This window comes from Novosphingobium sp. MMS21-SN21R (assembly GCF_031846015.1).
In the GTDB taxonomy this organism is placed as follows: Bacteria; Pseudomonadota; Alphaproteobacteria; order Sphingomonadales; family Sphingomonadaceae; genus Novosphingobium.
Genome location: NZ_JAVRDU010000001.1, coordinates 1,344,657 through 1,369,509 on the forward strand (window position 1 = coordinate 1,344,657; position 24,853 = coordinate 1,369,509).

Here is a 24,853-nt window from a genome sequence, read left to right on the forward strand (position 1 = left end):
GCCAGCATTGCTGACCGCCCGCCCGATAAAGCGTTCCAGGGACGCCAGTCCTTAGAACTTGATCGAAGCATCGACACCGAAAGTGCGCGGCATGTTGAAGTTGCCGTAGTCACCCAGGATGTTGCTGTTGTTGCCGATCACGACCACGTTCGGCACGCCCGATGCAGCGGTCGACTGGACCGATGGAAGGCTGTTCGACGGGTCACGGCGATAGACGAGCTGGTTGTTGAACACGTTGCGGCTCCACAGACCCAGATTGAGCTTGTTGTTGCCGCCACCCAGGCCGATGTCGAGCAGAGACAGGCGTGCGTTGACGATGAAGCTCTCGTCGGCCTTGGTGCCGAACTGGTCGAAGCTCTGCGTAGCCTGCGAGTAGTTTGCATCGACGTGAACCTTCGGACGGGCGCCACCGAGGATTTCGGGGAACTCGTAGTCCACCGAGGCACTGCCTGCATTGCGCGGGGTGTACACCACGTAGAACTTCTGCAGCACGGTGGTGCTGTTTCCGGTTGCCGCGCCAGCGCTGGTGAATTCGCGGTAGGTCACCGGAACCGCTGGAATGTCCGTGTAGGTATAGGCGTAAGACAGGTCCAGCTTCAGGCCGTCGGTCGGCTTGATGGTCAGGTCTGCTTCCACACCGCGGATCTTGGTGGTGCCCGGCGCATTGAACGTGACGAGGTTGTTGAAGTTGCCCGTCGCGGTCGGCTGAATGGTCGAAAGGTCGACCTGGCTGCCCTTGCGGTCCATCATGTAGGCAGCGATGTTGATGCGTGCATGGCGGTTGAACAGGTCAGCCTTGAGGCCGATTTCGTAGTTCTTCACGTCTTCAGGATTGAAGGCGCGGTAGTCCGAGGTACGCGAGCTGGCACCGCCTGCGCGGTAGCCGGTCGAGTACTTGGCATAGCCGTGCACGTCGCTGTTGAAGTCATAGGCGACCGTCGCCATCGGGTTGAAGCGCTTCCACTTCTTGTCGAGGCGGACGTAGCCGTTGGCCGCAGCAGCCGCGGTGTTCACCGTGTAGTTGATGTTGCGCGACCAGGTCAGGTCGCCTTCCTTGTCATCCCAGGTGTAGCGACCGCCAACCGTGATGTGCAGGGCTTCCGAAGCGTTCCAGGTGGCCTGACCATAGACCGCATAGCTCTTCGAGTTGACCACGGATGCGCGGTCGATCGCGCAGCCGTTCACGGCCTGGCCGACGAAGTCGGGCGTGGTGCCGGTGCAGAACGGGATCGTTACGAACGTCGCTTCGGTGGGCGACTTGTAGACCACGCCCATCGAGTTCGGCGTTGCCGCGTCGTCGCTGACGTGCTCGTTGAAATAGTAGAGGCCAGCGACATAATCGACCGACCCGATCGTGCCGACGGCCTGCAGTTCCTGGCTGAACTGGTTCTGCTTAAGGTCGGCAAGGCTGTAGCGGCTGAAAGCGCAAGGTGCGGCCGTGGTGCAGCTGGGGGTGTAGTTGATCACGGGCACGCGGTGGTAGCCGCCCGAGTTGTCGTACTGCTGGACGTCGACGCCGCGCCATGCGGTGATCGAACGCAGTTCGATTTCCGGTGCGATCTTCCACTTGAACACGTTGGTGAAGCCGTGGGTCTTGTCGACGCTGTTCCGCTGCGGCACGCCGATGTCGGCAGTGCGCATCAGGGTGTCACCATTCACGACAATGCCGGGAACCAGAGGCTTGATCGTGCCCTGAGTGCCAGTGAAAGCAGTGCCAGGGGTCAGGCAGGTGCTGCCTGCGGGGATGGCCGAAGGCGCCTTGTTGGAGCCGCCGCTGACGCAGTTGTTCGGGTTATAGTTGAGCAGCTGGCTGTAGAACGGGGTGTTCTCGTCACGGGCAACGTCATACGAAAAATCGTTGGTGATGCCATCGGCCGGCTGCCAGCGCACGGCAGCGCGCAGGCCCTTGCGGTTGAAGTATCCCCAACCGGCCTGACCTGCCAGAGGGTTCTTCGTGACCGCATCCTGATGCTGGTACACGCCGTCGAGCTTGATCGAGAAGCCGGCGAACTTGGGCAGGTTCAGGTGCAATGCGCCGCTGCGCGACCCGATGTTGCCGACCGAACCGTCCACGCTGCCACCGAACTCACCGGTAGGGGCCTTCGAGACGAGCGACAGTGCGCCGCCTTCGGTGTTGCGGCCGAACAGCGTGCCCTGCGGACCCTTGAGCACTTCGACGCGCTCAATGTCGAACAGGCCGGTGTTGAGGCCATGCTGACGGCCGAGGTAGACGCCGTCGATGTAGACGCCGACGCCCTGTTCGCGGGCGGGCTGGTTGGCGTCGAGCGGAACGATGCCGCGAATACCGATGGTCAGCGCCGACTGGCGCGCTTCGAACGTTGCCACGCGAAGGCTGGGTACGCCGCCGTCGGCCAGATCGAGCAGGCTCTGAACCTTGCGTTCCTTGATCGTTTCAGCGCCCATGACCGAGATCGAGATCGGGGTCTTCTGGAGGTTGGTCTCGCGCTTGGTTGCGGTGACGACGATTTCGGTGAGACCGCCGCCGTTGCGGGCGCTGGTTTCATCCTGCGCTTCGGCAGCGGGTGCGGTCTGGTCTTCTGCGCCCTCGATTGTCACGCCATCGGTGCCGACGGAGAACTTGGCGAATGCCGATTCCGAACTGCAAATGGCGGCGACGGCAATGGCAGCCATCGAAGCAGAACGAAGAATACGAGCGGACTTCATGAGAATTTCCCTGATGACGTTTCTATCACAGCCGATCAGGGTGCCCGTCAGGCTCCACCAAGCGACATGCGGGCCGCCCTAGAACGGCCCGATGACACTACGGTGACGGACTGGTGACACTAAGGTGACAGGGAGGTGTCGGTCAGGTCATTCAAGGTGAGCCGATGCAAGAAGCGCCAGCCATTGCGCCTTCGCCTCGCCAGAAATTCCATCTTTCGCCAGGACGGCCAATTGAAACCACGAACGCTTGCCGGTGACCAGCCGGTAAAGCCCGTAGCTTACCGATTCGGGGCCGCAACCGGTCGATCGGCGTTCAAACGTTATGGAGGATTCGTCGCGTGCGAGGACGCTGAATTCGGCCCTGCATGTCGCGGTGGCACGGGCGCGGATGCCGTCCTGGATCTGGATCATCCAGCCTTGCGCGCCCTCCAGTTTTTTCTGCTTGGGAATGGAGATGATCTGGAGCGCTTCTTTCCAGTTGGTTGCCGATTCGCCCCGCACTGCGATCAGATCGACCAACCGAGTCGGGTCGGCTCCGTCGAACTGCACCATCTCGGACCGGCCTTCGTCCAGCACACGTTGCAGCGGCGGGGAAAGGCGATGGTCAAAGTTCAGCCGTTCGGCATGGGCCGGCATCGCGATCAGCAGCAGCAATAGCGCAATCAGTTTCCTCATTGGCCAAGATTAGCGCGCGCGCGGGCAATTGCACATGTTTTTGCGGATTGTCTTGAAAATGTAACAAGAGCGAAATCTGGAGTCGCGGCCCATGCTGTTCATTCAGGATCGCGCTCGTGAGTCGGCCCCGTACAGAGAGCCGACTCGTTTTTGATCCTCTGTCAGCGGTTGCCTGCAAACCAGTGGCGCTCGAACCAGAGCGCCAGGTTGACCAGCGCGATCAGTGCGGGCACCTCAACCAGCGGGCCGATGACGGCGGCAAAGGCAACGGGCGAGGCCAGCCCGAACGTTGCGATGGCGACCGCGATGGCCAGTTCGAAGTTGTTCGATGCTGCGGTGAACGACAGCGCCGCCGTACGCGGGTAGTCTGCGCCGATGGCCCGGCCGGCGGCGAATGCGAGCACGAACATCACCACAAAGAACAGCACCAGCGGAAGCCCCACCCGCACGGCGTCGATGGGCAGAGCCAGAATTTCGCCGCCTTTGAGGCTGAACATCGCAACTATGGTGAACAGCAGCGCGACCAGTGTGAGCGGGCTGATCGCGGGGATGAACCGCTCCTCGTACCAAGCCCTTCCGCGGGCATTGATAAGCACCTTGCGCACCAGGAATCCGGCCAGGAACGGCACCCCGAGATAGGTCAGCACGGCCTTGGCGATCACGGCAAAGTCGATGTCCACCACGTTCGCCTCAAACCCGAACAGTGGCGGAAGCACGGTCAGGTAGAACCACGCATAAGGCACGTAGAACACGATCTGGAACAGCGAGTTGAACGCCACCAGCCCGGTCACGTACTCGGGGCTGCCCTTTGCCAACTGGTTCCACACCAGCACCATTGCAATGCACGGTGCAATCCCGATCAGGATCAGCCCGGTGAAGTATTCGGGCTTGTCGGGCAGCAGCAGCGCGGCCAGAGCAAACATGAACGCCGGCGCGACGATCCAGCACAGCACGAATGACAGGGCGAGCATCTTGCCATCGCGGAACACCTGGCCAAGTTCCTCGTAGCGGACCTTGGCGAGTGGCGGGAACATCATCAGGATAAGGCCGATGGCGATAGGTATGCTGGTCGATCCGACCGACATGGCGCCAAGTGCTTGCGGAACCGCAGGCGCGAGTGCGCCGAGCGCTATCCCCAGCGCCATGGCTGCGAAGATCCAGACGGTCAGGAAGCGGTCGAGGAAGGACAGGCGGGCCGGCGGTGCGGCGGGGGTTGCGGCAATCGTGGCCATCAGGCGGCTCCTTCCATCTGCCCGATCCGGGCAAGTTCCCGCACCAGTTCGGCGCGGTCCATCGTTTCGAACGGCAGGTCGAGCATGGCTCGCACCCGCATTTCCAGCCACGCCCAAGTCTGTTCGAACGCAGCATCGACGTCCGCGTCGTCGCCGGTGACATCGGCAGGATCGGGCAGGCCCCAGTGGGCTTTGAGCGGCGCGCCCATGAACACCGGGCAGGCCTCGCCCGCAGCATTGCCGCAGACGGTGATGGCAAGATCGATGGCAGGGGCATCTGGGCCGGTGAATTCATTCCAGCTCTTCGAGCGGAACGGCGCGGTGTCGATACCCTTGCGGGCGAGCAGACGCAGCGCGCCGGGGTGGGGCTGGCCCTTGGGCTTGCTGCCGGCGCTATGCGCGACAAGCCGCGCGGCTCCCATAGTGCCAAGCATCGCCTCGCCCAGGATCGAGCGAGCGGAATTGCCGGTGCACAGCACCAGCACGCTGAACGGGCGCCCGGTCATTGCGCTGTCCCAATGGTGCGAGGAAAAGGAACGTGAACTCGCATCATGCGACATCCTTTGTTGCTGAAGGGGCAGCGTTGCAGACTTCGGCGGGCATGCAGTCCACGCCTCCGCAACAGTTTTCAGTAAGGTAAGCCATCAGTCCGTTCATCGCTGCAAAGTCGGCGGAATAGATGATCGACCGGCTTTGCCGCCGCTGGGTGACGAGCCCGGCATTGGCCATCTGTGAAAGATGAAAGCTCATCGAGGACGGCGCGACGCCGAGCGCCTCGGCCAGAGCGCCAGCGGGCAATCCGTCCGGCCCGGCCTGCACCAGCAACCTGAATACGCCAAGGCGGTGCTCCTGGGCCAGCGCGCCAAGCGCGCGGATGACGTCTGCAGCTTCCATCTTCATATTCCCATGATTCTATAATCATCGAAATATCAAATCGGCGCACGAGGTCAAGACACTTGCCAATGGCGCGCGGCCATGCCAAACACTGAACCATATGGTTCACTATAACGCCACGCATCTTGATTCGTCGTTTTCCGCACTGTCCGACGCCACGCGGCGCGGCGTCATTTTGCAGCTTGCGCAGGCAGACGCGTCGATCACCGATCTGGCGCAGCAGTTCAGGATGACGCTGACCGGCATGAAGAAGCACATCGGCGTGCTGGAGCAGGCCGGGTTTGTCGCCACCGAAAAGGTCGGGCGCGTGCGCAAGTGCAGGCTCGGCGCGCGCAGACTCGAACAGGAAGCGGCGTGGATCGCGCAGTACCGCCAGCTCTGGGAAAGGCGGTTCGATGCGCTGGATGATGTTGTCGAGCAATTGAAACAAAGGGAGAAAGCCAATGACCGCGAAACCTGAAACCGCCAAAGTCACCGTTGAACGCGCGTCGGAACGCGAACTCCTCGTCACGCGCAGCTTCGATGCCTCAGCCGCGCTGGTGTTCGAGGCATGGTCACGGCCCGAACTGTTTCGCCAGTGGTGGACGCCCAAGTCGATGGGAATGACCATTGTCTCGTGCGAGATGGATGTGCGCACCGGCGGCAGCTATCGCCTTGAGATCGGCCATCCCGCGTTCGACAGTCCGATGGCCTTCTTCGGCCGCTATCTTGATGTCGTTCCGGGCGAGCGCATCGTCTGGACGAATGAGGAAAACGGCGAGGGTGCGATCACAACCGTCACCTTTGCCGAGGCGGATGGCCGCACGACGGTCGTCATTTCCAACCTGTTTCCCAACGTGCAGGGGCTGGAAGAAGAGCTGGCGTCTGGCGCATGCGACAGCATGGACGAAACGCTCGCCCAGCTCGAAGCGCTGCTAGGGTCAGGACCTGTTACCTGCGCCTTCGAGGTTTGAAGCAAAATGGCCTGATGCAAGGCGGATGGGCGCAGGAATAGCCATTCTATTTCAAGCCCATCCAACGCAGCAGCTGGCCATTTTGGTCAAATCCCTGCGGGACGCCGGAATGGCTTCCATCCCGGCCAGATACCCGCTTGGAAAGGCAACCAGCCTTCCCGGCGCGACTATCCGCCCGATATGTTCGCCATCCCGGCGCCTCGAAGGCGCAGGTAATAGGTCCTGACCCTAGCCGAACGAAACTGACGGCGGATGTCAGGTCGGCCGGTTACCCATGGTTTCGCCAAGGCGCACCGGTCGTTCCGGCGCCCAGTCCGGGTTGAAAGCGATGACATCCCGCTGGAACAGCATGACGATGGTCGACCCCAGCAGAAAGCGGCCCATTTCCTCGCCCTGTTTCAGCATCACCGCCCCCGGCTCATAGCGCCATTCGGAGAGTTTGCCGGTGCGCCGGGCGTTGACCACGCCGTGCCACACTGTTGCCATGCTGCCGACAATCGTTGCGCCGACAAGCACCATCACGAAGGGGCCGTGCGCGTCGGATTCGAACACGCAGACCAAGCGTTCGTTGCGCGCGAACAGGCCCGGCACGCCGCGCGCGGTGACCGGGTTTACCGAGAACAGTGCGCCCGGCACGTGGATCATCCGCGTCAATGTGCCGTCGCACGGCATATGCAGCCGGTGATAATCGCGCGGTGACAGGTAGAGGTTGGCAAAGCTGCCGTGGCGGAATTGCGCGGCAAGGTCCGCGTCCCCGCCAACCAGCGCCGTGGTCGTGAAACTGTGGCCCTTGGCCTGCACGATCCGCTGATCATCGATGCCCCCGAACTGGCTGATCGCGCCATCGACCGGGCAGACGAAATCGGCATCGGCTAGCGGCCGGGCGCCTGCTTTCAGCGGCCTTGTGAAGAAATCGTTGAAGGTCTTGTAGCTGGCTATGTCGGGGTTTTCGGCCTCTTCCATCGCCACGCCATATTTGCCCACGAACCAGCGAATCAGCCGCGTCGTCGCCGGTCCGCCTTTCGCTCCAGCGATTTTCCCGGCGAACGTCGTCAGACCTTGCTTGGGCAATATATGTTGCAGAAGGACTTTAAGCCGGTCGGACATTCGTGAAACTCGCGTTGCAAACAGCGCGCGTATCACATCAGGGCCGAAATCACATCAGGGCCGAAATCACATCAAGGCCGGAATCCCGTCAAGGCCGGTCCAGCACATACCCCAGCGAGCGGACCGTTCGCAGCGGTGATCCCGCGCCAACGTCACGCAGCGCCCGCCGCAAGCGGCTGACCCAGGCATCCACGGTGCGCTCGTCAATAGGGGCGTCGTGCTTGCCCAGCGCGGTGATCAATTGCTGGCGGCTGAAAACGTGGCCGGGCTGCTCCATCAGGTAGCGCAGCAGGCGCAACTCGTTGGGCATCAGGATCAGCGCGCGCTCGCGCCAGCGCGCCTGCAGAGCGGCAAGATCGAGCGACAGATCGCCCAGCTTCAATGTGCGGGCCGGGGCCTCATGGTCGGGCAATTGCACCGACAGCACCCGGTCAAGCAGCGCGGGCCGGTCCACCGGGCCGATGATGTAGTCGTCGGCGCCCGCCCGCAGCGCGCGCCGCTTTGCCTCGGGATCGTCCTCCTCAAGGATCATCGTAATATGCGCGTTCTGCCCGAGGCCATCGGCGCAGCGGAAGCGGCGGCACAGTTCAAGGCCGGACATTTCGGGCAGGACCCAATCGATGAACGCCCAGGGTTGCCCTTCCATCAGCGGCAGTGGCGCCTCGGCTTTCCACTTGTGAAACACCACGCGCAAATCCGAGTGCACGAACGTGTCACGCCCTCCGGCCAGTTCTCCCGTCAGCAAGATGTCGATATGCCGCATGCAAAAATTGCCCCTGTCTACAGAGGCTTTTTGTCCCGATTATGTGACGGGCGCATGACGATGTTACAACCAGACTCCCCTCCCGTTCACGGGAGGGGTCGGGGTAGGGCCTGTTCGACCCCGTTCGACCTGAGCTTGCCGACGGATTAAACCGGAAGCCCCACGTAGTTCTCGGCAATGCTCGTCTGCGCGGCCACGCTCGTTGCGATGTAGTCCAGTTCCGCCACCTGCATAGCGCGCTCGAACGGACCATCGTCGGGAAAGCGGTGCATCAGTTTGGTCAGCGACCACGAAAACCGCTCTGACTTCCACACCCGAGCCAGAGCCTTGGCCGAATAGCCGATCACCGCATCGTTATCCGCGCGCTTGAACCAGGCGCTGAGCGCTTCGGCGGCATAGTGCACATCGCTCGCCGCAAGGTTCAGGCCCTTGGCCCCGGTCGGCGGCACGATATGCGCGGCGTCCCCGCACAGCAGCAGACTGCCGTGGCGCATCGGTTCGAACACATAGGAGCGCAGCGGCGCAATCGACTTCTCGATCGAAGGCCCGCGCGTCATGTTCGCTGCCGCTTGAGGCCCCAGCCGTACCGCGAGTTCGTCCCAGATCCGCTCGTCCGACCAGTCCTCGATCTTCTCGGTCAGGGCTACGTCCACGTAGTAACGGCTGCGGGTGTGGCTGCGCATCGAGGCCAGCGCAAAGCCGCGCTCGTGGTTGGCATAGATCAGTTCGTGGTTGCACGGCGGCACATCGGCCAGAATGCCCAGCCAGCCGAACGGATAGACGCGCTCGTATTCGCGTACCACGCTGGCCGGAATCGCTTTGCGGCTCGGCCCGTGGAACCCGTCGCACCCGACAACGAAGCGGGCGTCGATCCGCTGGCCCACGCCGTCCAGCGAATAGGTCACGTAAGGCGCATCACTCTCGATATCGAACAGCGCCACATCGTCAGCGCCATAGATAACCTGCAGACCGCGCTCGGGCGCTGCATCCATCAGGTCGCGCGTGATCTCGGTCTGGCCATAGACGACGACAGTCTTGCCGGTCAGGTTCGCAACGTCGATACGAATCAGGCGCTCGCCATCAGCAAGGTTGAACCCTTCCTCGACCAGTCCTTCGGCCTTGAGCCGCGCGTCCAGCCCCAGCCGCCCCATCAGGCCGACGGTGATCTGCTCCAGCACGCCTGCGCGGATGCGGCCAAGAATGTAGTCGGGTTGCTGCCGCTCGACCACCACGCAGTCGATGCCCTCGGCTTTCAGCAAGTGTCCGAGCAGCAAACCGGCTGGGCCGGCGCCAACGATGGCGACCTGAGTTTTCATGGCAATTCTCCCACGCGCCCGCGCTGGGATGCGGGCAACTGTCATGGAGATTGACACAGGCGCGGGCAGGGCGGAATGCAGGCACAGGACAAACAACTGGCACTATCGGGACATGCAACCAGCCATCCCCACATACGCCCTCTATGGTGAAGGCGCGGCCCGGACATCGGGCGGCTTTGCCCATATCGAAACGATTGCCGAGCGCAGCGCGCTGCACGATTGGGAAATCGGCGTCCACCGCCACGATCACTTCGTCCAGGTTCTGCTGGTAGAGGAAGGACATGCCGGCGTCTTGCTCGATGGCGCGGCCGACGGCCTTGAAGGGCCGGGCCGGGTGATCGTTCCTGCCGCCGCCGTCCACGGCTTCCGCTTCCGCCAGGGCACGCGCGGGTTTGTCCTCACTTTATCGACAGACTTTTCCACACGGGCTACCGGGCCCGCCGACGCCCTGATTACCGCCCTGTCACGCGGTGGTCTCGCCCCGCTCTCGCCTGAAGCCGCGCCCCGCGCATTCTGGCTCGCGCGCGAAATGCTCGCGCTGCAGCAGCAGTGGCAGGAACAGGACCCGTTGTTCCTCTCGCTCGCCGAAGCCCTGATCCGCACGCTCGCCCGCGAGGCCGCGCCCGCCGATCCCGACGCCCGCGCCGACCGCCGCCTCGACCGCTTTCGCCAGCTCGTCGAACTGCACTACCGCCAGCACCAAAGCCTCGACTTCTACGCAGGCGCACTCGGCATGACGCGGCGCACCCTGACGCGGCTCACCACCGCGCATCTCGGCTGCACCCCGCTCGACGTGATCCACCGCCGCCTGACGCTCGAAGCGCATCGCCTGCTGCGCTACACCAACGCCACCGCCGCGCAGGTCGCCGCCGAACTCGGCTTCGACGATCCTTCGTATTTCTCGCGATTCTACCAGCGCATGACCGGGCGCAGGCCAGTAGAGGACAGGCTCTAGCCCTCGCGCCACTCGCCCTGGGGCAGGCCGTTCAGCGACCAATCGCCGATCTGCCAGCGCACCAGCCGCAGCGTGGGATGGCCGACAGCGGCAGTCATGCGTCGCACCTGTCGGTTGCGCCCTTCGCGGATGGTCAGGCTGATCCAGCAATCGGGCACGGACTTGCGAAAGCGCACCGGCGGATCGCGCGGCCACAAGGCCGGATCGTCGATGCGCTTGGCCTCGGCGGGCAGGGTCATGCCGTCCTTGAGTTGCACGCCGCGCCGCAGTGCGTCCAGGGCGGCCGCGTCCGGCTCGCCTTCAACTTGCACCAGATAGGTCTTGGGCATCTTGAAGCGAGGATCGGCAATGCGCGCCTGCAAGCGGCCATCATCGGTCAGCAGCAGCAGTCCTTCGCTGTCGGTATCAAGCCGCCCCGCCGGATAAACGCCCGGCACCTTTACGAAATCCGCCAGCGTCGGGCGCGGCGGGCCACCCTTTTCCTCGGTAAACTGGCAGAGCACACCAAAGGGCTTGTTGAGCAGGATAAGCGTCATGCCCCGCCTTTGCGCCCCGCGCGTGCCAGTGTCAAAACACCTTGCGCAGTTCGGCCATGACGGTGCGCCCGATGGGATCGCGATAGGCAGGCTGGAAGCCGAGTGGCAGATCGCCGCTTGCTGCGGTCACGCGCTGGCGGGTGTTGAAGGCATTGTCCACCACCAGCGAGATCCGCACCCCCTTCCAGAACGAGGAATGCGGCTTCATCGAGCCGATGTCTGCAATGCCGCGCAAATCGACGGTGGTGAGAGGCGCGAACGACAAGCGGTTCGGCGCGGCTGCCGTGCCATATTGCAGTTGGCTTCCGCCACGCCGCCTCGCGCTCAGGCGAAAGCCGCTGGCGCCGCGCATCACCGCGATGTTGGCATCCGACACATGGCGCTGCTGCCCGCCGCCAAGGCCGATGGCTCCACCCGCGAGCAGATCTACTTCGCCCAGACCTTCGCGGATCACCGATGTGTTCTCAAGCACCACTGTGTGCGAGGCGTTGACCTGCAGCGACAGGCGCGGGCCATATGGCTTCGGCTTGCCCTTGGCATCGAGCGGCACCGGTTCGAGCGGAATGGTGAAGTTGGTGCCAAACCGCAATTGGCGTGAATGCTGTCGTTCGAAATTGACGGTCCGATTATCCACCGAAACCAGCCGCCCATTCGCATCGCGCACGAAACGGTCGGGGAAGGCGAGGACCACCGCCTGCGTCGGCAGAGGCAGCGCGCCGAACTGGTTGCGAGTGTCCGACACGGAGTAGTCGGCATTGAACTGCAACTTGTAACGCGCCCAGGGTGAGGCTGAAAGCGAGAGCGTGCGCACCCGCTGCGTCTCGCTCTTGAGATTGCCGCCACCACCGTAGATCGTCGTCACCGGCACCGTCACGCCCCGCAGCGGATCGAAATAAGGCACGTTCTCGGCGATCATGCTGGGGGCTGACAGCAGTTCGAGCGGAATGGCGCGCCCGTCGGTGTTGTCGGTGGCATTCAGGCGAAGCCAGGTCAGCGGTCGCCAGCTGAAGGAAATGCTGTGTTCGTCAATTCTGCCGAACCGCCCCAGGGTTTGGCGAGAGAGGTCGGCCGAAACGTCAGTGTCGCCGATGAAACCCAATGCACCCTTGTTTCGCGCGGTGAGCGGCACAGTCACGCCGCCGCGAATGTTCCATTCGTTACGGCTGATCGCTGCGGTCTTGCCGCTTGCACCGGTGGCGTTCAGGCTCGTCCCGCTCACGCCGATCCCGGCGCGCAATTGCACGCTGCCAACTGGGAGCGCCAGGAGCGGCCCTTGCAGGTCGAAGCGTGCTTCGCGGCTCGTTGTCCTGCTGCGCGTTGTGCGCAGCGAGAGGGGGATGAGTGCGGGAAGAGTGCCGCCGAACGGGTTCGTGGCCGCATCGATCGGTATCACGCCACCGGCGACCGTGCCGTTCAGAATGCTGTCCGACCGCCGTTCGCGCTCATCATAACGCCCCAGCAGAGTTCCTTGCCAATTCGCCCAGTTGGCCAGAAACGAAGCGGTCAGGCTCTTGCTGTCAGATGTGGTGGCATAGCGCAGCGGGCGAGCAGGATCGCTCAGCGCCAGCACAACCGGAACGGTGAAAGGGCTCGCTGGATGGCCCGGTTGCAGCAGAAAACGTGCGGTAGGCAGTCCGTTAAGGCTGGAGCTTGTCGTGCGGCCGATGCGCCCGTTGAAGGACAGGGACAGCCACGGCAGCAGCGTCTTGTTGCCCGAAAGGCTGGCCTCGATTGGCCGCGTCGCCCCGCGCAGCGTGCGGAATTCACCAATCCTGCTGTCGTTCAGCGTGTTGGCGAAAGGCACCAGGCTGGCCAGCGTCGGCTGCGCGGTCGTGGTCGGCAGGGCCAGTGTCGTTACCGGCAAGCCTGCCATCAAAGATAGCGCGGGGTCGATTTCGGTCGTGCGGAAGGGCAGAATGTTGCCCGCCGGGGCGAACGGCGCGCTGCCGTCGAGGCGCGTCAGGTTGCGATCGCTTTCGAACAGGTCATCCGATTCCGAAGCACGAATGGCAAGATTGAGCCGGTTCTTGCGCGCGATGAGCGTGAACAGAGCTTCGCCGCGGTTCAGGCTCCAGTCGCCTTCGGTCGCCATTTCGCGGCTTCCCGTCAGCGTCATCGATTTGACCGAGGGCCGCAGCACGATGTTGTAAGTGCGCTGGCTCGACGCCCCACCAACGCGCGCTGCCGAGCCGCGCGGGAGGGATTCGACTTTGCGGATCGCCTCCACCGGAAAGTCGGAAATGTCGCCGATATCGCCAACCGGCTGGCCGTTTACCAGCAGCGCTGGCTGATCGTCGCCGTTTTCATCGCGGATCTGGTCGACCAGTTCGCCGACCGTGCTTGCCCCATAAGAGGCGATGCGATCTTCGTCATAGACCTGCTCGGGCTCGACATCGGCGAGTTGCGACACGATCCAGCGTTCGCCAATGACAACGATCTGGCGGTCAAACAGGGGCACGGGCAGTTCCAGAGCCGAGCCACGCGATTGCGAGGTTTCGCTTTGCGCTCCGCCCGAGCCGTTGCCGGCGTCCGAATTTGCCGCAGAATTCTCCCCGGCACGGGCATTGCCGTGCGCAGCAGAAATCAGCAGCGCCGAAATCGACGACCGCGATGCCAGACGGACAAGGCGTTTCATTGCCTTGGCAAAGCCTGGCGAGCCGTCAAATTTGCAGGGGACCGTCATTCAGTCATCCGGAAAATGCGCTTGGCTCCACCGGCATAACGCCGATGGAGCCAGCCACAATGACACTGAAATTCTTGAAGTAAGAACTCAGATGCCGGGAACAGAAATGTAGGTTCCGTTCGAAGTCTGCGAACCGCCGCCCCATGGTGCGGTGTTGAAGTAGGTCGTCTTGCAGTTGGTGCCAGTATAACCGTTCTGATTTGTCCAGATTCCCGGCAGCTTCTTTGGCGAAATGCAGACCACAACCTTTTCGGCAAGCCAGCGGTCGCCGGGCTTGGCAAGTTCGGTCCAGGGTCCGGCATTGGCTTCATGGCCGGCGACGCCATAGGCGATGTTTTCTTCAGTGATGACGTGGCCCGATGTCAGGTCGGGCGCCGCGTCCGAAACGGGGTCAGTCCAATAGCCGTCGATCGGATCAACCGCTTCGACAGCATCTGCTGTCTTGAAGAACAGGCACTGTGCCTGGGGATCTCCCCAGAACGGCTGGGTCGCACCCTTTTCGGTAAACCGCGCGCAGGCCTGTTCTACTGCTTCGATATTGCCGTTGGCTTCCGGATCCCGGTAATAGTAGCCTTCCACCGGGCGCGCTTCCACGCCAGGCACCGGCGGAACATAGGTTTCAGTAATGCGCGTATATTCGCAATTATAGTTGATCGTGGTTGTGGTCGAATAATCGGCGGTAAAGTCGTACTCGCTGTTCGACCAGTTCTTCTTCGTGGCAACCTTGTCACCGAACATGTTCACGCTTCCGCCGTTGCGGAACGGCTCGCCGGCAATGCTGAAATCAGAATAGGTAAAGACGCCGGTGCCGAAGCGCGTGCCTGGCGTCTCGCTACGGTTGAGCTCGACAGGCGCAGCATCGCTTTGCCCGGTTTCGAATACCGCGACAGTCAGCGAAGGGCTGTCGTCATGGAGCAGGGGGGCGCCTTTGAGGGCCAGTTCGTCAGTGCATACTCCGGCCATCGCGCTTGTCGTTTCGGAACGTGGGGCGATATCCGCAAAGGCGGGGGCAATCGCCACGGGGCTGAGTGACGAGGCGCAGAGCGCAGCAATGACGGCGAGTCTCAGGGTCTTCATTTCACATCCTCCACAACACCCATGCCACAACCAGCTGAAAACATTCGCAAACCGTGCAGAACGACTCGCAAGTCCCCGGGTGAATGGATGATTAATAATAAATTAACTTGAAAGTGTGGAGTCAAAAGGCTGGGATGGTCCATTATGGCACTAGTAGGAATGCAGTATCTAAAGTTATTATTTTTTATAACTATAGTATCTATATCCAATACTGCAGTATAGTTTAGACAATGAGTGAGGAATATTTTGCAATAGTTTCAATATTTATTTACGTCTGTTTGGCGCCAATGCCCGGCCGCAGCGCGGGGCGACAACCGTCGCTGCCAGCCACTGTTTCCTACAGGGGGTCTTTCTGCAACAGTTGCAGAATGGGAAGTGACCAAAAAATCATGGTAGCAAACTTCCGTGTGCGGTCGGGATTTCGAAGCCTTCGAGCGGGAGGGAGCACTTCGCGCTCTGGACACTGTAAACAGTGTAAACCTTTGCCCGGCAGGATTTCGGCTAAATGACCGGATTTGCCTTGTTTCGCCGTACAAATTCCGTATGAATTTTTCACGGATATGAATTGGGAAGAGGGCGCTGCAATGGCAAAAATCAAGACAACCCATGTCGGCAGCTTGCCGCGCGGCGACGAACTTACCCCGCTGCTCCTTGCCCGCGACAAGGGCGAGCCCTACGATGCCGCCGAATTCGATACGAAAGTTTCCGCCGCCGTCAATGAAGCCGTCCGCCATCAGGTCGAAGCCGGTGTCTCGGTCGTTTCCGACGGCGAACTCGGCAAGGTAGGATACTCGACCTACATGATCGAGCGCCTGTCCGGCTTCGGCGGGCATACCGATCGCAGGCCTGCGGCAGACCTCGCCGAAGTGCCCGATCTGGCCCGCAAGTTGTCAGGAATCATGGGCAGCCAGGAGTTCGTCCGCGCCTCATGCATCGGGCCGGTGCGAAAGGTCACGCTGCAGCCGCTGCACGACGATATTCGCCGCTTCAAGGCTGCGCTTGCCGATCACGCCGCGCCCGAAACCGAAGCCTTCATGAACGCGGCCTCGCCAGGCCTGATCACCGCGTTCCAGGTCAATCGCCACTATCCCAGCCACGAAGCCTATCTCGCCGATCTCGCCGACGCGATGCGCGAGGAATATGAAACCATCGTCGACGCGGGCTTCCTGCTTCAGCTCGATTGCCCCGATCTCGCGATGAGCCGCCACACCGGCTATCAGGATGCGACCGAGGAAGAATTCCTCAAGATCGCTGCCGCCAATGTCGAAGCGCTCAACGCAGCGACGGCCAACATCCCGCCGGAAAAGATGCGGATGCATATCTGCTGGGGCAACTACGAAGGCCCGCACGATCATGACATTCCGCTCGAGCGTGTGGTCGACATCGTGATCGGTGCCCGCCCTGCCACGATCCTGTTCGAAGGCGCCAACCCGCGCCACGAACACGAATGGACCGTCTGGCGCGACGCGAAACTGCCCGATCACAAGATCCTCGCGCCCGGCTTGATCGACACCTGTTCAAACTACATCGAGCACCCTGAACTGATCGCCCAGCGTATCGAGCGCTTCGCTGGCATCGTCGGCTCTGACCGCGTCGTCGCCAGCACCGATTGCGGCTTCGGCACCTTTGCGGGCTACGGCAAGCTCGACCCCATCGTCACCTGGCGCAAGCTCAAGTCCTTGCGCGAAGGCGCCGACATTGCGGGCGCCCGCCTGTGAGTCCCGAAGATCGCCGCGCCGCCGAGCATGACTGCGCTCGCCTGATCGCGCTCTATGCCAACCTCAACGACGAAGCGCGGTGGGACGAGGTCGCGGCGCTCTATGCCGAAGACGGCGTGATGTACCGCCCCACCGCGCCTGATGCGGGCGTAGAAGGCCGCGAGGCCATTCTCGCGGCGTTCAAGGCGCGCCCGCCGCGCACTACGCGGCACATCTGCTCGAACGTGGTGGTCGATGTCGAAGGCCCAGCCACCGCACGCGGCACCAGCGCAATGCTGTTGTTCACCGGCGAGGGCGCGCCGCTGGTCGGCTCGTTCCACGATCGCTTCTGCCTGACCGCAGAGGGCTGGCGCTTTGCCGAACGGCGCGGGAGCCTGCTGTTCAAGTGACCGTGCCTGCAGCCTCGAACCCGGTCAAATCGGCCATGCGCACGCTCGACGTGATCGAGTATGTGGTGGCCAACCGCCAGGGTGCTGTGGCGCAGGAGATTGCAGCCGCGCTTGCCATTCCGGTCAGCAGCCTGTCCTACCTGCTGGCAACACTGGTCGAGCGCGGATACCTGGCGCGCGAGGGTCGGCGCTACCTGCCGGGGCCGGGACTGCAACGGCTGCGCGCGCCTGATGCTGCACTGACGCTGGCAGACCGCGTCGCCCCACTGGTGCGCGCGCTGCGCAGCGAACTCAATGAAACGTCCTCGTTCATGGTGCGCCGAGGCTGGGAAGTGGAAGCGCTGGTCACCGAGGCCAGCGATCAGGCACTGCGCTACGCGGTAGATCCCGGCACGCGCCGCCCGCTGCACGCGCTGGCGGCAGGCAAGGTCATGCTGGCATGGATGCCGCCGGAGGAACAGGTCCGCTATTTTGCCGAAGTTCCGCGCGAGCGGTTCACCCCTGCAACGCGCGTGACCGAAGCCGAACTGCGCGCCGATTTCACCGGCATCTGCATCCGGGGCATCTGTGTGGCGCGCGAAGAAGCGACGCCGGGCATTTGCGGGACTGCGGTGCCGGTTTGGATCGACGGACATCTGGCCGGCGCATTCAGCGTGGCGGTTCCGGCAGTTCGGTTCGACGCTGCCAGCGAAGCGCGTATCCAGGCTTTGCTCAAGCGCACTGCCGCTGCGATTCAGGTCGCATGATGCTGAACCGCCGACATGCTGTGAGCCTGATTGCCGCAGGCTTTGGTGCGATTACACTTCCGCGCGCAACACAGGCCCAACCCGATCCCCGCCGCCTGCGCGTGATCATCGACAACGACCTGTCCGGCGATCCTGATGGGCTGTTTCAGCTGGCGCAGCATTTGCGGTCGCCGTCAGTTGAAATCCGGGCGATCATCGGGTCGCACTTGCACGAAAAAGAGCCGTTCGATCCAAGCGACCAGCAGGCCGCAAATGCTGCTGCGAAGGCGAACGAACTGCTCGCTCTGATGAACTTGGCGGGACAGGTGCCGGTCATCGCCGGAGCGGAGAAGGGGCTTGCGTCACCTGCGCGGCCCGCGATCACGCCCGCCGCGCAGGCGATCATCACCGAGGCCCTGCGCGATGATCCGCGGCCGCTCTACTATTGCGCGGGGGCCGGGCTGACCGATCTCGCCACGGCCTGGTTGATTGAGCCTCGCATAGCCGAGCGCTTGACGCTGGTGTGGATCGGCGGGGCTGAGCACAAGGGGTTGGCACTGCCGCCTCCGGGCGCGCCGCCTGCCGAATACAACCTGACTATCGACCGGATTGCCGCCCAGGTGATCTTCAACCGCTCCAGCATCACCATATGGCAAGTGCCGCGCAATGCCTATCGCCAGATGCTGGTAAGCAGTGCCGAACTTGCCGAGTTAAAGGCCGGCAGCGCGCTCGGGGCATGGCTCGTCGGGCATGTTGAGCGGCTGGCCGCTATGGCGTCAGGGGCTGGCCTCACCATCGGTGAAACCTATATTCTGGGCGACAGTCCGCTGGTCACCCTGACGGCACTGCAATCGTCGTTTGAACCCGATCCTTCGTCCAGCGAATATGTCGTGCGGGCCACGCCACATATTGCTGAGGATGGCCTCTACCGCGCAAATCCCAAAGGCCGCCCGATGCGCATTTATACGCGCATCGACACGCGGCTTACCTTCGCCGACATGAGCGCCAAGCTGAAGTAAACGGAGCCAGGCGACTTGAGTCGCCCCCGGCCCCGCAAATCTCAGGCTTTCATGCCTTCAGTGATGCGCTGGGTTTCGGCGCGGGTGGAGTCCGGGCCGGTGTTGCGCTTGTAGATGCCGCCCTGGCCTGCGGCGCGGTTGAACAGGTCAGGATCGCCTTCGCGCTGCTCAAGCCCGAACAGCGGGAACAGGCCGGGGTGACGGCCAAGGCCGCCGAACAGGTCGAGGCAACGCTCGATCCAGTCGCGCAAGGGGTCGTCATGGGCGAGGACCGGGGTCTTGCATACGGAGGCGGTGAACAGGATGCCGCCCAGGATGCGGAAGTCGGCATAGTTGGGCGTCGACCCGCCGAGCCACTCGTGCTGACCGAGTGCAGCGCGCAGGGGTTCGAGTGCGGCGGAGATTTTTGGCAGACGCTCTTCGCGGCCAGCCTGAACGTCCTCAAGCTTGCGCCCGAGCATCTTCTCGCGGCTATGGGTGACGTATTCGTGATCCTGCGGCAGCGAGAGATCGCGGTAGTCCTGGCAGAAGCAGAACATCCATGGACCGACCGCGGCGTTCCAGAACCAGTGGTCGAGCGCCTTCACTGTTGCGGCGACGCTTTCGTGCGGGATCAAGGCGGGGCGGTCGGGATACTTCTCGTCGAGGTATTCGATGATGCCCCAGCTATCGAGAATGAATTCGCCGTCGTCGACGATCGCGGGCAGGCGTTCGGTCTTGCCGCCGGTGCGTTCGAGAATGCCGGTAAAACCGCCGGGGACAACATCAAGATCGAAGCCCTTGTGCTTCAGGGCATACTTGGTTGCCCAGACAAACGGGCTGATCGTGGCGCCGGTGCTAAGGGCGAGATCGTAGAAGGTTATGGTGTTGTTCTGGGCCATGGCATCCTCGTTTTCGTTGACAGCAATCTGCCATATGTTGTTAGTAACACAAACTAAATTTGCATCCTTTGGCCAGCGTTATGCCGCATCCTTCGACAGGCTCAGGATGAATGGGGTGGAGGCGGGCCGGGATTCCCGACATCCGTTCGGCCTGAGCTTGGCGAAGGCCAGACGCACCGCCAAACGCAAAGAGCGCCGATCCCGTCGGGATGGGACCGGCGCTCTCGCTTTGGGGCGGCGTTCGAGGAATTACTTCTTCGTGCGCCAGCCTTCAGCGTAGTTGTCACGCGCTGCCGCAACGTACGGTACTGCCGATACGACAGCCTTGATTTCGGTCTGCACGTGCGGTTCGACGGTCGGCTTGGTAGTGCCGCCGTTAGGTTCGCCCCACAGCAGGCTTACCTCGGTGCCCGGCGTTTCGAAGCCCGGTTCCATCATCGCCAGTGTCAGGAACTTGCCTTCATTGGCGGTGTAGCCGATCCACGTGGACAGGCCGACCTGCTTGCCATCGGCCAGCACCTGATCGAACGGGTGCATCGAATAAACCGCGCTCGGGTATTCCATGAACTTCGCGCGGTCGCCGGTGCTCAGCGCCGAGGACTGGACTCGCATCACGTCTTCGTTGTCGAGTGCGAGCGTGACCTTGGTGCGGTGCTTGCCTTCGGCGGCCATCTTTTCGAGCGCGGCACGGCCGATGAAATCGTGGTCGAACTTGACGAACGGACCGTAACCCAGATCCCACGGCGTGGTGTAGTAACCCTCTATGGTTTCAGGCACGTAGCTTCCGCCGACAGAACACTTGGCCTCGTAGGAATTGGCCGAAAGCCATGCGCGGTAGGGCGCGAGCGCCTCGCCGGTGTAGATCGCGGGGAAGGGCGAGGGGATCCAGCCCGACTCCAGCGTATTCGACGAGTAGGCACGGCCGCCGACCAGCGCCATTCCGAACTCCTTGCCCGCTTCGACCAGCGCGGCGTGGACCGCGCCGTAGTCTTCCCACGGCCCCATCAGTTCGAAGCCCGGCTGCCCGGCCATGCCGTGACGCAGCGCGCGCACTTCCTTGCCGCCGATGGTGAGGCGGGTCATGTGGAAGAACTTGAGGTCGGGCGGGGTCTGGCCGATTGCCTTCTCGATGATCTTCATCGCGTTAGGCCCCTGGACCTGGAAGCGATAGGAGTTGCGCTTGCCGTCGCTGCGCATCGCCCAGCGCTCGTCACGTTCGACGGTGACGTTCCAGTTGCCGCTGGCGGCGTGGAATTCGACCCATTCGATGGTGGGCGCACGGCCGACGAGATTGAAGTGGTTTTCGTCGAGGTAGAACAGGATCACGTCGCCGATCACGTAGCCATCGGGGGTTACGGGCACGAACTGCTTGGCGCGGTCTGGCTGGAAGTTCTTGAAGCTGTTGATGCCGAGATGTTCCAGCATCTTGAAGGCGTCCGGCCCCTTAACCGCCAGATCGACCATGTGGTACGACTGGTTGTAGAGCACGGCGGTATGGCCCCATGCCCACTGCTCGGCGCGCCAGTTCGAGAATTCCGACGGCACGCCCGGATAGACGTTCGGTCCGACCTGCTGGTTGCGAACGAAGTCGACGAGGTTACCCGCGCCCTGGATAACCTGTTCTAGAGTTTGGGACATAATTCGACTCTCCGATGCGATTTCGATGTGCTGAATTCGCTATCTCATAAATTCGCGTCTATGAAAAGTTCGCAGTGGTGAATTGTGCGAAAAAGTGTGTGTGACATACTTTCGTCCCCATCCGTTCGTGTCGAGCGAAGTCGAGACACCGCGCTCAGTGTCTCGACTTCGCTCGACACGAACGGGCTTTGGAGTGTTTGAACGGCTATCCGACACAAACGAAAAAGGCCGACCCTTGCGGGCCGGCCCTTTTGTTGGACTGTCGGAAGACGATTAGCCTTCGACGTGTTCTGCCAGAACCGTGAGGCCATTCACGCCGACTTCGGCAAAGCCGCCCTGGACCTTGATCTCTTCAGGCGCAGAGCCTGCCGACTTGTAGACCTTGATCGAGCCGTCCTTGACCGTGGACATGAACGGTGCGTGGCCTTCCAGCACGCCGAATTCACCGTCGGTGCCAGGAACAACGACCATGTGGACCTCTTCCGAACGGACGAGGCGGGCCGGGGTGACGAGTTCGAAGTGAAGCATGATCAGTCCTAATTTGCTGGATTGGTCGCGGCTTGCGGCGTGAAGGTCAGGCTCATCTGAATTCCGTTACGATCTGCGGTTGCCCCCAAACCTTCTGCGCGGAACATCAGCTTGCTGCCGGCAGGCACTTCCTTGGTCATTGTAAATGTCCAGAAAGCAGATCCATTCGCTGGTGTAGGCGTTTCCAACAACCAGCCACTTCGTTGCAACGAACTTATCAATGTGTCGCGGTCCGCAACAAAATTGCGATTGCCAGTGACCATGATTTCGCAGGCATGCGTCTTCGCGTCGCTTACCGCCCAAGCTGTGGGAGATTTCCCGCCAAAGCTCCAATAGTAGAACCATATCGGAGCTAAGTCTGAAACGCGGGATATGGGTTGAGTCTGGGCAAAACGCTTGACCAGATCGGGCACGTCAGACGATGTCGGCCCAATCGCCCGGCTATTGCCTAGAACACGCATTTGGGCGACGATCGATGGGTCCATCGGCTGGTACAAAACTGACCCAGCGGGCATTGCAAACCTACCGTTGGAACCACCGGTCTCAAACGCGCAATAGTCCACAGCCTGTTCAAGCGGCGTAGCCGCCAGAACTACTGGCGCGGCCGTCAATGCGGCATTAGCCGCGATCAAGGCCGCGCCGAGACGCATCAGGCTTCTTCAGCCAGCTTCTTGGCCTTTTCGACCGCTTCGTCGATGCCGCCGACCATGTAGAACGCTGCTTCGGGAAGGTGGTCGTACTCGCCGTCGACGACAGCCTTGAACGACTTCACGGTGTCTTCGACCTGGACGAACTTGCCCGAGATGCCGGTGAACACTTCAGCGACGTGGAACGGCTGCGACAGGAAGCGCTGGATCTTGCGGGCGCGGGCGACGGTGAGCTTATCTTCTTCCGAAAGCTCGTCCATGCCCAGGATCGCGATGATGTCCTGCAGCGACTTGTACTTCTGCAGCGTTTCCTGAACGCGGCGGGCGGTCTGGTAGTGCTCTTCACCGACAACGGCGGGCGTGAGCACGCGGCTGGTCGAGTCGAGCGGGTCAACCGCCGGATAGATGCCGAGTTCCGAAATTGCGCGGTTCAGCGTGGTCGTTGCGTCCAAGTGGGCGAACGATGCGGCTGGCGCAGGGTCGGTGAGATCGTCGGCCGGAACGTAAATGGCCTGAACCGAGGTGATCGAACCCTTGGTGGTCGAGGTGATGCGTTCCTGCAACTGGCCCATGTCGGTTGCCAGCGTCGGCTGATATCCCACGGCCGAAGGAATACGGCCGAGCAGAGCAGACACTTCCGAACCTGCCTGCGTGAAGCGGAAGATGTTGTCGACGAAGAACAGAACGTCCTGGCCTTCTTCGTCGCGGAAGTATTCGGCCATGGTCAGGCCCGAGAGTGCGACGCGAGCGCGGGCGCCCGGAGGCTCGTTCATCTGGCCGAACACGAGGGCGACCTTCGAACCTTCAGGGGTCGGGTTGCCGTCGGCATCCTTGGCGATAACGCCGGCGTCGAGAAATTCGTGGTAAAGGTCGTTACCTTCGCGGGTGCGTTCACCGACGCCTGCGAAGACCGAAACGCCGCCGTGGCCCTTGGCGATGTTGTTGATCAGTTCCTGAATGAGAACCGTCTTGCCAACGCCTGCGCCGCCGAACAGGCCGATCTTGCCGCCGCGCGCATAAGGCGCGAGCAGGTCGATGACCTTGATGCCGGTCACGAGGATCGCGGCTTCGGTCGACTGGTCGATGAATTCCGGAGCCTTGGCGTGGATCGGGGCGGTCTTGGCAGCGCCAACCGGGCCACGTTCGTCGATCGGCTCACCGATCACGTTCATGATGCGGCCCAGCGTCATCGGGCCGACCGGCACCGAGATCTGCGCGCCGGTATCGCGAACGGTCTGGCCGCGGGTCAATCCGTCGGTCGAGTCCATTGCGATGGTGCGGACGGTGTTTTCACCGAGGTGCTGGGCGACTTCGAGAACAAGGCGGTTGCCATTGTTGTCGGTTTCGAGCGCCGAGAGGATCGAGGGCAGTTCGCCGTCGAAGGTCACGTCGACGACGGCGCCGATGACCTGGCTGATCTTGCCGGTAGAGGTGAGCACGGTGGCCATGGTTGTTTCCTTGCCTTCTAAGCCGTCGTCAAAGCGCTTCAGCGCCAGCGATGATTTCGATGAGTTCGGTGGTGATCGCGGCCTGACGGCTGCGGTTGTACTGGATCGTCAGCTTCTGGATCAGATCGCCGGCGTTGCGCGTGGCGTTGTCCATCGCGGTCATCGACGCGCCCTGTTCCGAGGCTTCGCGTTCGAGAAGCGCACCGAAGACCTGCGTCGTGACATAGCGCGGCAGCAGTTCTTCGAGGATTTCCTCCTCGCTCGGCTCGTATTCCACAACCGAACCGGATTCGGTCGTGGCGGCAGGCGCCGGGACCGGGATCAGCTGCTCGGTGACCGGGTCCTGCGCCAGCGCCGACTTGAACTTCGGGGCGATCAGGTGCGCGACATCGAACTTGCCTGCCTCGAACAGCGCGATCAGTTCGTGCGCAATGGCGCTGGCTTCATCGAAGCCGGGCGTGCGCACGAGGCTGGTGTCGAAGTTCTTGGCGATGGCATTGGGGTAGTCGCGCTTCAGCGGCGCGCGCCCCTTTTTGCCGACCAGATAGAACGTCACGGTCTTGCCCGCAGCTTCAAGCGCGCGCGCCTGAAGCTTGGCTTCCTTGACGATGTTCGAGTTCAAGCCGCCGCACAGGCCCTTGTCGGTGTTGACCACGACAAGCAGGTGACGCTGGTCCGACCCGGTGCCGCGCATCAGCAGCGGTCCGTTGTCCTGGCCAGCGACCTTTGTTGCGAGGCTGCCCATGACTTCGGCCAGACGGCTGGCGTAAGGACGCGCGGCTTCGGCAGCCGCCTGCGCCTTGCGCAGCTTTGCCGCCGCAACCATCTGCTTGGCCTTTGTGATCTTCTGGGTCGACTTGACCGAGTTGATGCGGCCCTTGAGTTCCTTGAGTGAAGCCACTCTCGTTTCCTCTAATTCGTCACCCCGGACTTGATCCGGGGTCCCGCTGTTTCCACCGCCGCCGAAGCGGGACCCCGGCTCGG

At 62.3% G+C, this 24,853-nt stretch carries 24 protein-coding genes; 7 read left to right on the forward strand and 17 right to left on the reverse strand.

The genetic code is table 11. The annotated features are described in order from the left end of the window. Positions 1–51: 51 nt before the first annotated feature. The 5 genes from RM192_RS06610 to RM192_RS06630 form a co-directional block, all read right to left on the reverse strand. Positions 52–2,685, reverse strand: a complete 2,634-nt coding sequence (locus RM192_RS06610; RefSeq protein WP_311506753.1) for a TonB-dependent receptor — start codon at positions 2,683–2,685, stop codon at positions 52–54. Between the two features lie 147 nt (positions 2,686–2,832). Then, a complete protein-coding gene (locus RM192_RS06615; protein WP_311506754.1) occupies positions 2,833–3,339 on the reverse strand; it encodes a hypothetical protein in 507 nt (168 codons plus the stop codon). Positions 3,340–3,521: 182 nt separating this feature from the next. Continuing rightward, positions 3,522–4,592 (reverse strand): ACR3 family arsenite efflux transporter, encoded by a 1,071-nt coding sequence (gene arsB, locus RM192_RS06620; protein WP_311506755.1) that lies wholly within the window; start codon positions 4,590–4,592, stop codon positions 3,522–3,524. Beyond that, the gene (locus RM192_RS06625) at positions 4,592–5,098 is read right to left on the reverse strand and encodes an arsenate reductase ArsC (RefSeq protein WP_311506756.1); all 507 of its coding nucleotides are present in this window, start codon (positions 5,096–5,098) and stop codon (positions 4,592–4,594) included. Before RM192_RS06625 ends, arsB begins: the two co-directional genes overlap by 1 nt. Before the next feature lie 43 nt (positions 5,099–5,141). Continuing rightward, positions 5,142–5,486 carry a metalloregulator ArsR/SmtB family transcription factor gene (locus tag RM192_RS06630; protein ID WP_311506757.1) on the reverse strand — a complete coding sequence of 115 codons (345 nt, stop codon included), beginning with the start codon at positions 5,484–5,486 and terminating at the stop codon, positions 5,142–5,144. Positions 5,487–5,586: 100 nt separating this feature from the next. Between RM192_RS06630 and RM192_RS06635 the strand changes: the two genes are divergently transcribed. Then, positions 5,587–5,946, forward strand: coding sequence for a metalloregulator ArsR/SmtB family transcription factor (locus tag RM192_RS06635; protein ID WP_311506758.1), 360 nt, complete (start codon positions 5,587–5,589; stop codon positions 5,944–5,946). After that, on the forward strand, positions 5,930–6,439 hold the full coding sequence (locus tag RM192_RS06640; RefSeq protein ID WP_311506759.1) for an SRPBCC domain-containing protein: 510 nt from the start codon (positions 5,930–5,932) through the stop codon (positions 6,437–6,439). Before RM192_RS06635 ends, RM192_RS06640 begins: the two co-directional genes overlap by 17 nt. 255 nt (positions 6,440–6,694) lie before the next feature. Here the strand turns inward: RM192_RS06640 and asd are convergent, their stop codons facing one another. The 3 genes from asd to pobA all read right to left on the reverse strand — a co-directional run bounded on the left by asd (position 6,695) and on the right by pobA (position 9,625). Continuing rightward, entirely contained in the window at positions 6,695–7,510 is an 816-nt protein-coding gene (gene asd, locus RM192_RS06645; protein WP_311506760.1) for an archaetidylserine decarboxylase, read from the reverse strand. Positions 7,511–7,634: 124 nt separating this feature from the next. Next, positions 7,635–8,309 carry a response regulator transcription factor gene (locus RM192_RS06650; RefSeq protein ID WP_311506761.1) on the reverse strand — a complete coding sequence of 225 codons (675 nt, stop codon included), beginning with the start codon at positions 8,307–8,309 and terminating at the stop codon, positions 7,635–7,637. 146 nt (positions 8,310–8,455) lie between these two features. After that, positions 8,456–9,625, reverse strand: coding sequence for a 4-hydroxybenzoate 3-monooxygenase (gene pobA / locus RM192_RS06655; RefSeq protein WP_311506762.1), 1,170 nt, complete (start codon positions 9,623–9,625; stop codon positions 8,456–8,458). 112 nt (positions 9,626–9,737) lie between these two features. On the opposite strand from pobA, the gene RM192_RS06660 reads away from it, so the two are divergent. Further along, on the forward strand, positions 9,738–10,580 hold the full coding sequence (locus RM192_RS06660) for a helix-turn-helix domain-containing protein (protein WP_311506763.1): 843 nt from the start codon (positions 9,738–9,740) through the stop codon (positions 10,578–10,580). Here the strand turns inward: RM192_RS06660 and RM192_RS06665 are convergent. From RM192_RS06665 to RM192_RS06675, 3 genes are all read right to left on the reverse strand, one after another. Beyond that, entirely contained in the window at positions 10,577–11,116 is a 540-nt protein-coding gene (locus RM192_RS06665; protein WP_311506764.1) for a pseudouridine synthase, read from the reverse strand. The two genes, RM192_RS06660 and RM192_RS06665, sit on opposite strands and share 4 nt — an antisense overlap. A 31-nt stretch (positions 11,117–11,147) precedes the next feature. Then, positions 11,148–13,751, reverse strand: a complete 2,604-nt coding sequence (locus RM192_RS06670) for a hypothetical protein (protein WP_311506765.1) — start codon at positions 13,749–13,751, stop codon at positions 11,148–11,150. 135 nt (positions 13,752–13,886) lie between these two features. Next, complete coding sequence (locus RM192_RS06675) at positions 13,887–14,876, reverse strand: hypothetical protein (protein ID WP_311506766.1); 990 nt, start codon at positions 14,874–14,876, stop codon at positions 13,887–13,889. 584 nt (positions 14,877–15,460) lie between these two features. Between RM192_RS06675 and RM192_RS06680 the strand changes: the two genes are divergently transcribed. Genes RM192_RS06680 through RM192_RS06695 form a run of 4 tightly spaced genes read left to right on the forward strand, consistent with a single transcriptional unit; the run spans position 15,461 to position 18,727 of the window. After that, complete coding sequence (locus RM192_RS06680; RefSeq protein ID WP_311506767.1) at positions 15,461–16,594, forward strand: cobalamin-independent methionine synthase II family protein; 1,134 nt, start codon at positions 15,461–15,463, stop codon at positions 16,592–16,594. Continuing rightward, on the forward strand, positions 16,591–16,983 hold the full coding sequence (locus tag RM192_RS06685) for a nuclear transport factor 2 family protein (RefSeq protein WP_311506768.1): 393 nt from the start codon (positions 16,591–16,593) through the stop codon (positions 16,981–16,983). The genes RM192_RS06680 and RM192_RS06685 overlap by 4 nt, the downstream gene beginning before the upstream one ends. Further along, the gene (locus RM192_RS06690; RefSeq protein WP_311506769.1) at positions 16,980–17,729 is read left to right on the forward strand and encodes an IclR family transcriptional regulator; all 750 of its coding nucleotides are present in this window, start codon (positions 16,980–16,982) and stop codon (positions 17,727–17,729) included. Before RM192_RS06685 ends, RM192_RS06690 begins: the two co-directional genes overlap by 4 nt. Continuing rightward, positions 17,726–18,727, forward strand: a complete 1,002-nt coding sequence (locus RM192_RS06695; RefSeq protein WP_311506770.1) for a nucleoside hydrolase — start codon at positions 17,726–17,728, stop codon at positions 18,725–18,727. Before RM192_RS06690 ends, RM192_RS06695 begins: the two co-directional genes overlap by 4 nt. Positions 18,728–18,768: 41 nt before the next feature. Here the strand turns inward: RM192_RS06695 and RM192_RS06700 are convergent, their stop codons facing one another. From RM192_RS06700 to RM192_RS06725, 6 genes are all read right to left on the reverse strand, one after another. Then, a complete protein-coding gene (locus tag RM192_RS06700) occupies positions 18,769–19,608 on the reverse strand; it encodes a beta-etherase (protein WP_311506771.1) in 840 nt (279 codons plus the stop codon). Positions 19,609–19,857: 249 nt separating this feature from the next. Then, positions 19,858–21,246, reverse strand: coding sequence for a syringate O-demethylase (desA, locus tag RM192_RS06705; RefSeq protein WP_311506772.1), 1,389 nt, complete (start codon positions 21,244–21,246; stop codon positions 19,858–19,860). A gap of 273 nt (positions 21,247–21,519) precedes the next feature. Continuing rightward, positions 21,520–21,777 (reverse strand): ATP synthase F1 subunit epsilon, encoded by a 258-nt coding sequence (locus RM192_RS06710; RefSeq protein WP_311508583.1) that lies wholly within the window; start codon positions 21,775–21,777, stop codon positions 21,520–21,522. A 5-nt stretch (positions 21,778–21,782) separates the two neighbouring features. Continuing rightward, complete coding sequence (locus RM192_RS06715) at positions 21,783–22,424, reverse strand: hypothetical protein (protein ID WP_311506773.1); 642 nt, start codon at positions 22,422–22,424, stop codon at positions 21,783–21,785. Continuing rightward, complete coding sequence (gene atpD, locus RM192_RS06720) at positions 22,424–23,869, reverse strand: F0F1 ATP synthase subunit beta (protein WP_311506774.1); 1,446 nt, start codon at positions 23,867–23,869, stop codon at positions 22,424–22,426. Before atpD ends, RM192_RS06715 begins: the two co-directional genes overlap by 1 nt. 28 nt (positions 23,870–23,897) lie before the next feature. Next, positions 23,898–24,770 carry a F0F1 ATP synthase subunit gamma gene (locus tag RM192_RS06725; protein WP_311506775.1) on the reverse strand — a complete coding sequence of 291 codons (873 nt, stop codon included), beginning with the start codon at positions 24,768–24,770 and terminating at the stop codon, positions 23,898–23,900. Between the last annotated feature and the right edge of the window lie 83 nt (positions 24,771–24,853).